General features: G+C 74.3%; 3 protein-coding genes. All 3 read left to right on the forward strand.

The features are described from left to right. The 3 genes from OO63_RS03165 (at position 1) to OO63_RS03175 (ending at position 13,295) form a co-directional block, all read left to right on the forward strand. The gene (locus OO63_RS03165; protein WP_033263762.1) at positions 1–11,145 is read left to right on the forward strand and encodes a type I polyketide synthase; all 11,145 of its coding nucleotides are present in this window, start codon (positions 1–3) and stop codon (positions 11,143–11,145) included. A 55-nt stretch (positions 11,146–11,200) separates the two neighbouring features. Then, the gene (locus OO63_RS03170; protein WP_030356343.1) at positions 11,201–11,959 is read left to right on the forward strand and encodes a thioesterase II family protein; all 759 of its coding nucleotides are present in this window, start codon (positions 11,201–11,203) and stop codon (positions 11,957–11,959) included. 598 nt (positions 11,960–12,557) lie between these two features. After that, positions 12,558–13,295 carry a S1 family peptidase gene (locus OO63_RS03175; RefSeq protein WP_030356344.1) on the forward strand — a complete coding sequence of 246 codons (738 nt, stop codon included), beginning with the start codon at positions 12,558–12,560 and terminating at the stop codon, positions 13,293–13,295. Positions 13,296–13,331 lie beyond the last annotated feature (36 nt).

Raw genomic sequence — 13,331 nt, forward strand, 5'->3', positions numbered from 1 at the left:
ATGAACAACGAAGAGAAGCTCCGCCACTATTTGAAGCGGGTCACCGCCGACCTGCGCGAGACGAGTCGGCGGCTGCGCGAGGTCGAGGAGGGCGAGCAGGAGCCGATCGCGATCATCGGCATGAGCTGCCGCTACCCCGGTGGCGTGCGCTCGCCCGAGGACCTGTGGGAGCTCGTCGCGAACGGCCGGGACGGCGTGACGGCGTTCCCCGCCGACCGGGGCTGGGGCGACGTCGAACTGACCGACCCCGAGGACCCCAGCCGGGAGTTCCGCAGGGAAGGCGGATTCCTGCACGACGCCGCCGAGTTCGACCCCGGCCTCTTCGGGATATCGCCGCGCGAGGCCCTCGCCATGGACCCGCAGCAGCGCCTGCTCCTGGAGACGTCGTGGGAGGCCTTCGAGCGCGCCGGGATCGACGCGGCCACACTGCGCGGCAGCAGGACCGGCGTGTTCGCCGGGGTGATGTACCACGACTACGCGTCCCGGCTGCGGTCGGTGCCGGAGGAAGTGGCCGGCTTCCTCGGCACCGGCAGCTTCGGCAGCGTCGCCTCCGGGCGCGTGTCGTACACGTTCGCGCTCGAGGGGCCCGCCGTCACGGTGGACACCGCCTGCTCGTCCTCGCTCGTCACCATGCACCTGGCGGCCCAGGCACTGCGGTCGGGCGAGTGCGGGCTCGCCCTCGCGGGCGGCGTCACCGTGATGGCGACGCCGGACACCTTCATCGGCTTCAGCCAGCAGCGCGGCCTCGCCGCCGACGGCCGGTGCAAGTCGTTCTCCGAGAGCGCCGACGGCACCGGCTGGGGCGAGGGCGCCGGCATGCTGCTCCTGGAGCGCCTCTCCGACGCCCGCCGCAACGGCCACCGGGTCCTGGGCGTCGTCCGCGGCTCGGCGGTGAACCAGGACGGCGCGTCCAACGGCCTCACCGCGCCCAACGGCCCCTCCCAGCAGCGCGTCATCCGCCAGGCCCTCGACAGCGCCGGACTCACCGCCGCCCAGGTCGACGCGGTCGAGGCGCACGGCACCGGCACCACCCTCGGCGACCCCATCGAGGCACAGGCCCTGCTCGCCACGTACGGCAAGGAGCGCGGCGGCGAACCGCTGTGGCTCGGCTCGGTGAAGTCCAACATCGGCCACACCCAGGCCGCCGCCGGTGTCGCCGGAGTCATCAAGTCCGTCATGGCGATGCGGCACGGCGTACTCCCGCCGACCCTGCACGTCGGCGAGCGCTCCCGGCACGTCGACTGGTCGGCGGGAGCCGTGGAACTCCTCACCGAGGCACGGCCCTGGCCCGAGACCGGACAGCCGCGCCGCACGGCCGTGTCGTCGTTCGGCATCAGCGGCACCAACGCCCACGTCGTCCTCGAACAGGCCCCGGACCAGGACCCCGACGACGAACCTGCCGAGGCACCCGTCGACCCGGTCCGCGCCGACGCCCTGCCGTGGGTCCTGTCCGGCAACGACCCCGCCGCGCTGCGCGAGCGCGCCGCCGCCCTCCTCACCCACCTGGACGGCACGGACGTACCGGCGGTCGACGTCGGCTACTCCCTCGCCGTGACCAGGACCGCCCTCGAACACCGGGCCGCCGTCGTCGGCACCGACCGCGCCGAGTTGCTGCGCGGCCTCGAAGCCCTCGCCGCCGACGGCGAGGCGCCGCACCTGGTGCGCGGCACGGTCGGCACGCGCGGCAAGCTCGCGTTCCTGTTCAGCGGGCAGGGCAGCCAGCGCGTAGGCATGGGCCGCGAGCTGTACGGGGAGTTCCCCGTGTTCGCGAAGGCCCTCGACGAGGTCTGCGCGGGCCTGGACCCGCATCTGGACCGGCCGCTGCGGGACGTGCTGTTCGCCGAGCCCGGCAGCGAGACCGCCGACCTGCTCGACCAGACCACGTACACGCAGCCCGCGCTGTTCGCGATCGAGGTGGCCCTGTTCCGCCTCGTCACCCAGTGGGGCCTCGCCCCGCAGTTCCTCGCCGGGCACTCCATCGGGGAACTGGCGGCCGCCCACGTCTCGGGCGTGTTCTCCCTCGCCGACGCCTGCAAGCTGGTCGCCGCCCGCGGCAGGCTGATGGGCGCGCTGCCCGAGGGCGGGGTGATGCTGTCGCTGCGCGCCGACGAGGACACCGTCCGCGCGCTGGTCGCCGAGCACGGCGGCACCGTGGACGTCGCCGCGGTCAACGGACCCGAGTCCACGGTTGTCGCGGGCGACGCCGACGCGGTCGCCGCGATCGACGCCGCCTGGCGGGAGCGCGGCGGCAAGACCCGCTACCTGAAGGTCAGCCACGCCTTCCACTCCCCGCACGTCGACGCCGTCCTCGCGGACTTCCGCGCCGTCGCCCGCACCGTCGACTACGGCACGCCGACCATCCCCGTCGTGTCCACCCTCACCGGCGCCGTCCTCACCCCGGAGCAGGCGCGCGACCCCGAGCACTGGGTGCGCCACGTCCGCGAGGCCGTGCGGTTCCTCGACGGCGTGCGGACCCTGACGGGGCACGGCGTCACGCACTTCCTTGAGCTCGGCCCCGACGCCGTCCTCGCCGCGGCCGGCCGCGACTGCGCCGACGAGGGCGCGCTGCTCGTGGCCGCGTCCCGCGCGAACCGGCCCGAGGGCGCCACGCTCACCTCGGCGGTCGCCGCCCTGCACGTGCGGGGCGTCACCGTCGACTGGCAGGCGGTGTTCGCGGGCCGCGGCGCCCGCAGGACCGACCTGCCCACCTACCCGTTCCAGCGCGCCCGCTACTGGCTGGACGCGGGCACGCACTCCGGCGACGTCGCCTCGGTGGGCCTCCGCCCCGCCGACCACCCGCTCCTCGGCGCCGCCGTCACCCTCGCCGACGAGGAGGGCGCCCTGCTCACCGGCAGGCTCTCCCTCGCCACCCACCCCTGGCTCGCCGACCACACCGTCGGCGGCGTCGTCCTCGTGCCGGGCGCCGCCTTCGTGGAACTGGCGATCAGGGCGGGCGACCAGGTCGGCCTCGACCACGTCGAGGAGCTGACGCTGGCGGCGCCCCTGGTCCTGCCGGAGGACGGCGCGGTGCGGCTCCAGGTGTCCGTCGGGGCACCGGACGAGTCCGGGCGCCGCGCGGTCGGCGTCCACTCCCGGGCCGACGACGCGCCCGACGACGAGCCGGACAGCGAGCCGTGGACGCGGCACGCCTTCGGCACGCTCACCGCGGGCGAGGCCGCCCCGGCGTCCGGCGTCCCGTCGTCCGGGGAGGCCTGGCCGCCCGCGGGGGCCGAACGCGTCGACCTCGAAGGCCGCTACGACGACCTCGCCGCGGCGGGGCTCGGCTACGGCCCCGCGTTCCGCGGCCTGCGCGCCGCCTGGCGCCGGGACGACGAGGTGTTCGTCGAGGTGGAGCTGCCCGAGCAGGACGCCGCGGGCTCCTTCGGGCTGCACCCCGCGCTCCTCGACTCCGCGCTGCACGCCATCGGGCTCGGCACCTTCGTCGCGGACACCGAGCGGCTGCACCTGCCGTACTCCTGGAGCGGCGTGCGGCTGCACAGCGGCGGCGCGACCGCGCTGCGCGGGCGGCTTTCCCCGGCGGGCACCGCGGGTGTCGCCATCGACCTCACCGACGCCACGGGCGCCCCCGTCGCCTCGGTCGAGGCCCTGTCCCTGCGGCCGCTGTCGACGGACGGCCTCACCGGCGGCCGACTCGACTCGCTGTTCCGCGTCGACTGGACGCGTGTGCGGCCCGCCGCGACCCCGGTGAGCTGGGCCGTCCTCGGACGCGGCTTCGCCCAGGCGGAGTTCACCGAGCCGGTTGACGCCCACCCGGACCTCGCCACGCTGGCCGAGGAGGACGTGCCGGACCTCGTGTTCGCCCCCGTGCCCCCGGCCGCGAACCCCGGGGAGGCCGCGCACTGGGCCCTCGCCCTGGTGCAGGAATGGCTCGCCGACGACCGGTTCGCCTCGGCGCGGCTGGTGTTCGTCACCGGCGGCGCGGTGGCCGCAGGGCCCGACGAGGACGCCCCCGACCTGGCCAACGCCCCCGTGTGGGGCCTCGTGCGCACGGCCCAGGCCGAACACCCCGGCCGCTTCGCCCTCGTCGACGTCGACCTGCTCGCAGCCTCCGCCCACGCGCTGCCCACCGCGGTCGCTACCGGCGAACCCCAACTGGCGCTGCGCGCCGGTGAACTCCTCGCCCCGAGGCTCGTTCGGGCTCGCCCCGAGGGGTCGGAGGCCCCGTCCTTCGGCGCTGGTGCCGATGCCGGTGCGGTGCTCGTGACCGGTGCGAGCGGCACGCTCGGCGGGTTGGTGGCGCGGCACCTGGTGCGACGCCATGGCGTACGACGACTGGTCCTTGCGAGCAGGCGTGGTCACGTCGGTGAGCTGTACGACGAGTTGGTGGGCCTCGGCGCCGAAGTCGCCGCCGTCGCCTGCGACGTGGCCGACCGGACGTTCGGCAACCCCGGCCAGGCCAACTATGCCGCGGCCAACGCCTACCTCGACGCCCTCGCCCAGCACCGCCACGCCCAGGGCCTGCCCGCCACCTCACTCGCGTGGGGCCTGTGGGCGGACGCGAGCGGCATGACCGAAGAGCTGGCCGAGACCGACCGCGGCCGCCTCGCCCGGGCCGGCGCCACCGCGCTGTCCGCCGACGAGGGCCTGCGCCTCTTCGACGCCGCCCTCACGCTGCCGGTACCCGTGGCCGTCCCCGTGCGCCTCGACCTGGCCCCGCTGCGCGCACGTCCCGACACCGTCCCGCCGCTGCTGCGCGCCCTCGTCCGCACGGCCCGCCCCGAGGCCGCCAAGGCCGAAGGGGGCCTCGCGGCACGCATCGCGGACCTGCCGGACAACGAACGCCTCCCGGCGCTCCTCGACGTCGTCCGCACCGCCGTCGCCGCCGTGCTCGGCCACGCCTCCGCCGCCGAGGTGGAGCCGGAGCGGTCCTTCGGCGACCTCGGATTCGACTCGCTCACCGCCGTCGAACTGCGCAACCGGCTCGACGCCGCCACCGGACTGCGCCTGCCCGCGACCCTCGTCTTCGACTACCCGACGCCCCTCGCGCTCGCGGGCCGCCTGCGCTCCCGGCTGCTCGGCGACCAGGACGCGGGCGCGGCGGTCGTCCGCAGCGCCGTCGCCGACGACGAGCCGATCGCGATCATCGGCATGAGCTGCCGCTACCCCGGCGGCGTCAACTCGCCCGAGGACCTGTGGCGCCTGGTCGCCGACGGCCGCGACGTGATCTCCGACTTCCCCGACAACCGGGGCTGGGACGTGGAGTCGCTCTACGACCCGGACCCCGACAACACCGGCACCAGCACCGTCCGCACGGGCGGCTTCCTGCACGACGCCGCCGAGTTCGACCCGGCCTTCTTCGGCATGTCGCCGCGCGAGGCCCTGGCGGTCGACCCGCAGCAGCGCCTGCTCCTTGAGACCTCCTGGGAGGCGTTCGAGCGGGCCGGCATCGAACCGAGGTCGCTGCGCGGCAGCACGACGGGCGTGTTCGCGGGCGTGATGTACAACGACTACGCCGCCCGCCTCACCCGGTCCCCGGAAGGCCTCGAAGGTCAGCTCGGGTTCGGCAGCTCCGGCAGCGTCGCCTCCGGCCGCCTCTCGTACACGTTCGGCCTCGAAGGGCCCGCCGTGAGCGTGGACACGGCCTGCTCGTCGTCGCTGGTGGCCATGCACCTGGCCGCGCAGGCCCTGCGCTCCGGCGAGTGCGATCTTGCCCTCGCGGGCGGCGTGACCGTGATGGCGAGCCCGGGGGCCTTCATCGAGTTCAGCCGCCAGCGCGGCCTGGCACCGGACAGTCGCTGCAAGGCGTTCTCCGCCGCCGCGGACGGCACAGGACTGGGCGAGGGCGTCGGCATGCTCGTCCTCGAACGGCTCTCCGACGCCCGCCGCAACGGCCACAAGGTCCTCGCGGTCGTACGGGGTTCGGCCGTGAACCAGGACGGCGCGTCCAACGGCCTCACCGCCCCGAACGGCCCCTCCCAGGAACGCGTCATCCGCCAGGCACTCGCCCACGCGGGCCTGTCCACGTCCGACGTGGACGCCGTCGAGGCGCACGGCACCGGCACCTCACTCGGCGACCCGATCGAGGCCCAGGCGCTCCTCGCCACCTACGGCCAGGACCGGGCCGGTGAACCGCTGTGGCTCGGCTCGCTGAAGTCGAACATCGGCCACTCCCAGGCCGCCGCCGGTGTCGCCGGAGTGATCAAGATGGTGATGGCGCTGCGCCACGCCGAACTGCCCCGCACCCTCCACGTCGACCAGCTCTCGCCCCACGTCGACTGGACCGCGGGCGCGGTCGAGGTCCTGACGCAGCCCCGGTCGTGGCCGGAGACCGGTCGCCCGCGCCGCGCGGGCGTGTCGTCGTTCGGCGTGAGCGGCACCAACGCGCACACCATCATCGAACAGGCCCCGGAGCCCGAGGCGCCCGCTCCCGCCGCCGCACCGGACGGTCCGGTGCCGGTGATCCTCTCGGCCCAGAGCGACCAGGCGTTGCGGGCGCAGGCGCTCCGGCTGCGGGAGCACCTCGCGGACGAGCCGCGGGCCGGGGTGACGGATGTCGCCTACTCACTGGTGACGACGCGGTCGGCCCTCGACCGCCGGGCCGCCGTCGTGGCGGAGGACCGTGCGGCGCTCCTCGACGGGCTCGCCGCGCTGGCGGAGGAGCGCCCGTTCCCCGGCCTGCACACGGGGTCCGTCGCCGTGGGCGGTGTGGGCTTCCTGTTCTCAGGTCAGGGTTCGCAGCGGCTCGGCATGGGGCGTGAACTGGCGGCTCGTTTCCCGGTGTTCGCGGAGGCGTTGGAGGAGGTCCTTGGTGAGTGCGACCCGGCTGTAACGGACGTGCTGTTCGGTGCGGATGTCGATGCGCTGAACGAGACGGGGGTGACGCAGCCCGCGCTGTTCGCGGTTGAGGTGGCGCTGTTCAGGTTGCTGGAGTCGTGGGGTGTGCGGCCTGACGTGCTTGCGGGTCACTCGATCGGTGAGCTGGCGGCGGCCCACGTGGCTGGTGTCTGGTCGCTGGCGGATGCCGTGAAGGTGGTGTCGGCGCGTGGCGCGTTGATGCAGGCGTTGCCGTCCGGTGGTGCGATGGTCGCGATTCAGGCGTCCGAGGCCGAGGTCACTGATGAGGGCTTGCCGGAGACGGTGGGTATAGCGGCGGTTAATGGCTCTCACTCCGTGGTCATCTCCGGTGCTGCCGCCGACGTTGAGGAGGTCGGGGAGAAGTGGCGTGAGGCGGGCCGCAAGGTCACCCGGCTCAAGGTGAGCCACGCGTTCCACTCGCCCCTGATGGACCCGATGCTGGACGACTTCCGCGCCGTCCTGGAAGGCGTGTCGTACGAGGCGCCCGCGATCCCGATCGTGTCCACGCTGACCGGCGCGAAGGCGACCGCCGAGGAGCTGGCCTCGCCGGACTACTGGGTGCGCCACGTCCGCGAGGCCGTGCGCTTCGGCGCCGCCGTCGACACCCTCGTCGCCCAAGGCGTGACCACGTTCGTCGAGGTCGGCCCGGGCAGGACGCTGTCGGCACTGGGCCTGGAGTCCGCGCCCGACGCGGCGTTCGTGCCGGTGCTCCGCGGCGATCGCGCGGAGGACGCCACGCTGGTCTCCGCGGTGGGGGAGCTGAGCACGCGCGGGGTGCGCGTGGACTGGGAGGCGTTCTTCGCCGGTCGCGGCGTGCGGCGCGTCGACCTGCCCACGTACGCCTTCCAGCACACGTCCTACTGGCTGGACGCCCCCCGCGATCTGCGGCTCGACGAGGCGGCCGGCGGGCTCGGCCTCGCGGGCGCGGACCACCCGCTGCTCGGCGCCGTCGTGGAACTCGCCGACGGACAGGGCCTGGTGTGCACCGGCAGGCTCGGCACGGACACCCACCCGTGGCTCGCCGACCACGCCGTCGGGCGCACGACCCTCCTTCCGGGTACGGCCTTCGTCGAGGTCGCCCTCGCCGCGGGCGGCAGGCTCGGCCTGGACGAGGTGGAGGAACTGGCCCTCGCCGCACCGCTGGTGCTGCCCGAACGCGGCGGCGCCCGGCTGCGCGTGACCGTCGGCGGCGACGACGGCTCCGGCCGCCGGACGCTGAGCATCGACTCCTGCCCCGACGACCCGGCCACCGGCACCGACTGGATCCGGCACGCCACGGGCTTCCTCACCGCTGGAGCCGCTGGAGCCGCCGGAGCCGCCGGAGCCACCCCCGACCCGGCCCCGGCCGCCGACTGGCTGCCCGCCGACGCCGAACCCGTCGACCTCGACGGCCTCTACGAAGGCCTGGAACAGACCGGGCTCTTCTACGGCCCCGCCTTCCAGGGCCTGAAGTCGGCGTGGCGCGGCACGGATGCCGTGTACGCCGAGATCGAGCTCGACGAAGACCAGCACGGGGACGCCGCGTCCTTCGGGCTGCACCCGGCGCTCTTCGACGCCGCGCTGCACGCCTGCATGCTCGGCGGCCTCGTCGAAGACGCCGGTCGGCCCCGGCTCCCGTTCTCCTGGAGCGGGATCCGTCGGCACACGACCGGTGCCACAGCGGCGCGCGTCCGGCTCACCCCGGCCGGTACCGACGCCGTCTCCCTGGAACTGACCGACGCCCAGGGGCACCCCCTGGCGACGGTCGCATCCCTCGTCCTGCGGCCGATCGCCGCGGAACAATGGGGTGCGCGCCACCGCGACGCGCTGTTCCGGCTGGAGTGGGTGGCCGCACCGACCCGTGCGGCCACCCACGCTCCCGCCCGCGCGCTCGCCGTCGTCGGCCCGGACGACCTGAAGGCCGGTGCGGGCCTCGCGGCGTCCGGCGTCACCGTCGAGGAGCACGCCGACCTGGCGGCCCTCGCCGGGGCCGGGGTGCCGGAGGTGGTCGTCGTCCCGTTCGCGCAGGACGACGCGGAGCCGGTCTCCGGCGCCCGCGCCGCCGCCCTGCGCGCGCTGCGCCTGGCCCAGGAGTGGCTGGCCGACGACCGGTTCCTCGACTCCCGCCTGGTCTTCGTGACCAGCGGGGCCGTGGCGACCGGACCCGACGAGGACGTGCCCGACGTCGCCGCCGCGGCGGTGTGGGGTCTGCTCCGGTCGGCGCAGTCCGAGACCCCCGACCGGTTCGCGCTGGTCGACGTGGACGGGCACGACGCGTCCTGGGCCGCGCTGCCCGCCGTCCTCACCGGCGCCGAGCCGCAGGCCGCGGTGCGCGCCGGTGCTGCGCTGGTGCCGCGGCTCGCCCGCTCGCGGCCGTCCGGGACGGAGGCCCCGCTCGCGTTCGCGCCCGGCGGCACCGTCCTGGTGACCGGCGCCACCGGCATGATCGGCGGCCTCGTCACCCGGCGCCTGGTGACCGAGCACGGCGTGCGCCACCTGGTCCTCGTCAGCCGCCGCGGCGCCGCGGCGCCCGGCGCCGACGAACTGCACGCGGAACTGACCGGCCTCGGCGCGCACGTCACCCTCGCCGCCTGCGACGTCACCGACCCCGGCGCGCTCGCGGACCTGCTCGCCGCGGTGTCCCTGGACCACCCGCTGACCGGCGTGGTGCACTCCGCGGGCGTCCTCGACGACGCCACCATCGGCTCCCTGACGCCCGACCAGATCGACGGCGTGTTCCGGCCCAAGGTCGACGCGGCCTGGCACCTGCACGACCTGACCCGCGACCTCGGCCTGTCGGCGTTCGTCCTCTTCTCCTCGGTGTCGGGCATCCTCGGCGGCCCCGGCCAGGGCAACTACGCGGCGGCCAACGCGTTCCTCGACGCGCTCGCCCAGCACCGGCGCGCCCAGGGCCTGCCCGCCACCTCCCTGGCGTGGGGCCTGTGGGAGACGGCGAGCGCGATGACCGGGCACCTCGCGGACAGCGGCGTCGCACGGATGTCCCGCTCCGCAGTCGCGGGCCTCACCGAGGAGCAGGGCCTCGCCCTGTTCGACCTCGGCTGCGCCGCCGACGAGGCCGTCGTCGTGCCGATGCGGCTCGACGACGGCGCCCTGCGCGGCGGCCCCGACGCCGTGCCGCAGCTGCTGCGCGGCCTCGTGCGCCCGCGTGCCGCCAAGGCGGCCGCCGTGGACGAGGAGCCGCTGACGCGGCGCCTCGCCGGGCTCACGGAGGAGGAGCAGGAGGGCGAACTGCTGCGCCTCGTCCGGGACCAGGTGGCGGCCGTCCTCGGCTATGCGCCGGAGGGCCTCGACGTCTCCGGCACCCTCACCCAGCTCGGCCTGGACTCCCTGACCGCGCTGCAACTGCGCAACCAGCTCGCGGCCGTGACCGGCCTTCGCCTGCCCACCACCGTCGTCTTCGACCAGCCGACCGGACCGGCACTCGCCGGATACCTGCGGCGCGAACTCGCCTCGGTGGTCGGCGACGCCCCCGCCGCCCCGGCCTCGTCGGGCCTTGAGGACTCCCTCACGGGCCTGTACCGGCAGGCGTACGACCTCGGCCTGGAGGACGAGGCGTGGGAGATGGTGAACGCCGCCGCCCGGCTGCGGCAGGTGTTCGAGGAGCCGGCGGACCAGCCCGCGCTGCCGCCGGTCACCCTGGCGAAGGGCCCCGGCATCCCGCTGCTGTGCTTCCCGCCGACGATGGCGCCCTCGGGGCCGCACTACTACGCCCGGTTCGCCCCCGTCTTCGCGGGCGAGCGGGACGTGACCGTGCTGCCCAACCCCGGCTTCGGCGCGGGTGAGTTGCTGCCCGCGACGCGGGACGCGGTCGTACGCCACCAGGCTGAGGCCGTCCGCAGGGCGGCCGGTGACCGGCCGTTCGTGCTCGCCGGATACTCGTCGGGCGGCTGGATGGTCAACGCCGTCGCCGCGCTGCTCGAACGGCAGGGCCACGCCCCGGTGGCGGCGGTGCTCGTGGACACGTACACGGCGACGAACTCCTTCGAGGACCGGCTGTACGCGGCGCTGCAGGCCCGCGGCACCACCACCGAGGCGTTCGCGATGATGAACGGCGCGCAACTGACCGGGCAGGGCGGCTACTTGCGGGTGTTCAGCGACTGGGAGCCCGAGCCGGTCGAGATCCCCACGCTGTACGTGCACGCGACCTTCCCGCCGGGGGAGTCGGAGGCCATGGAGACCGAGGACGACTGGCAGCCCGACTGGCCGTTCCCGCACGAGGACGCCTACGTCCCCGGCGACCACTTCACGCTCATGGAGGACCGCTCGGACTCCACCGCGCTCGCCGTGCGAGCCTGGCTGGAGGAGGGCCCGGCCGCCAACTCCCGCTAGACCGGGGCGAGAACACCTCTCCCGTACGACAACGACAGCAGAATGGACGAAGAACATGACAGTTGCCGACGGCAGCGACCTCTGGCTCCGCCGGTTCCACCCCGCAGCGGACGCACCGGTGCGCCTCGTGTGCTTCCCGCACGCGGGCGGATCGGCGAGCTTCTACTTCCCCGTCTCGGCCGCGCTCGCCGACGGCTGTGACGTGAGCGCCCTGCAGTACCCCGGCCGCCAGGACCGGCGGCACGAGCCGAACGTGGACGACATCGGTGTGCTCGCCGACCGGATCGCCCCGGTCCTGGAGCCGCTGTTCGACCGGCCGGTGGTGTTCTTCGGGCACAGCATGGGCGCGGTCCTCGCGTTCGAGGTCGCGCGCAGGCTGGAGGCCCGCGGCCACAAGCCCGCGCTCCTGTTCGCCTCCGGCAGGCGCGCGCCGTCGACGGTGCGCGAGGAGAACGTCCACCAGCGGGACGACGACGGGATCGTGGCCGAGATGAAGGCCATGAGCGGCACCGACGCCCAGGTCCTCGGCGACGAGGAACTGCTGCGGATGGTGCTCCCCGCCCTCCGCAGCGACTACCGGGCCATCGAGACGTACGGCCCCGTGGACACGACCGTCGCCTGCCCGATCACCGTTCTGACGGGCGACGACGACCCGAAGACGACCCTCCCGGAGGCCGAGCAGTGGCGCGCCCACACCACCGGCGCGTTCCACCTCCAGGTGTTCCGCGGCGGTCACTTCTACCTCAGCCCGCGCGCGGCGGAGGTGATCGCGACGGTGCGTGAGGCGCTGCGCGGCGCCGTGGCCGTCGGCTAGACAGGATCGAACGAGGGGGGGCTGGACGGGGAATCCGTCCAGCCCCTTCGCTTGCTCGGATACGTGCTCAGGGGTACGAGACGACCTTGGACGGGACATCCAGGTGCACCTCGCGTCAAGGGAAGTGACCAGAGTTCCTTGACTTGTTGAAGGCGGGGACCTGTAGTGCCGAGCCCCAAGGGACTTGTCGCAAAAGGCGGTTGTCAGGGCCGCCGCACCTGCGTACAGAATGGTCCAGACCAAGATGCCCCGTTTGGGCATGCGGGCTGACGCAAGCTCACGCAGTCGGCCCCCGGCCCCGCGCGCGGGCTTCCGGGTTCCCTTCGCGCCGCGCCCGTCCGGGCAGGTGATGGAAGGTCAAGTCGCAACAGTGAACTGCGAAACAGATCCCAAGTAGCCCTAGGGGCCGCTATGGCGAAGGAATTTCGGCGGTCAACCTCTTGCGGCCTCCGTGACTCCTCTGCCACATTCACCCCAGCCGAGCATGGCATGCACGCGCCAGGGGAAACCCGCCTTCCGCGTGTGCGCTCCACCCGCATACCTATGCGGTCGCGTCCTCATCACAGGACGCTTCATCCCCCACACAATGGAGACGAACGTGCGAATATCCAGACTCGTCCCCGCGCTCGCGGCCGCCGCCCTCGCCGTCCTGGGGCTCGCCCCCACGGCCGTGGCGCAGACGGCCCCGTCCGCGGGCGCGCCCACCGTGGCGTCCGGCACCTCCGCCCAGCCCATCATCGGCGGCGGCTACGCCAGCAACGCGCCCTGGGCGGCCCGCCTGTTCTCCAACGGCCGGCAGACCTGCAGCGCCACGATCATCGCCCCGACCTGGATCCTCACCGCGAAGCACTGTGTCAGCGGCGGCGGCCTGTCGTTCCGCATCGGCAGCCTCGACCAGACCTCGGGCGGCACCACGGCCAACGGCGTCAGCGTCCACAACCACGCCGGCTCCGACCTCTCCCTGGTCAAGCTCGACCGCTCCGTGGCGGGCACCTACGCGCGCCTCGGCAGCCCGGGCTCCGTGCAGGTGAACCAGACCGTGCAGGTGTACGGCTGGGGCGCCACCTCCCAGTGCGGCCAGGAGATCAACTGCCAGTCGCAGCTCCTGAAGGTCGCCAACGTCGTCGTGACCGGCGGCTGCCGCGACTACTTCCAGGGCCAGGCGATCTGCGCCCGGCGCGGCAACGGCATCACCGCGGGCGGCGACTCGGGCGGTCCGATGATGGCCAACGGCCTCCAGGTGGGCGTGGCGTCCACCAGCGACCGCCAGACCACGACCGCGTACACGAACGTGACGGCGTACCGCTCCTGGATCCAGAGCATCGCGGGCGTCTGACCGCTGTGCCGCCTTCCCCGCACGGCTGAGCACCAC

It is taken from the genome of Streptomyces alboflavus (assembly GCF_000716675.1).
Lineage (GTDB): Bacteria > Actinomycetota > Actinomycetes > Streptomycetales > Streptomycetaceae > Streptomyces > Streptomyces alboflavus.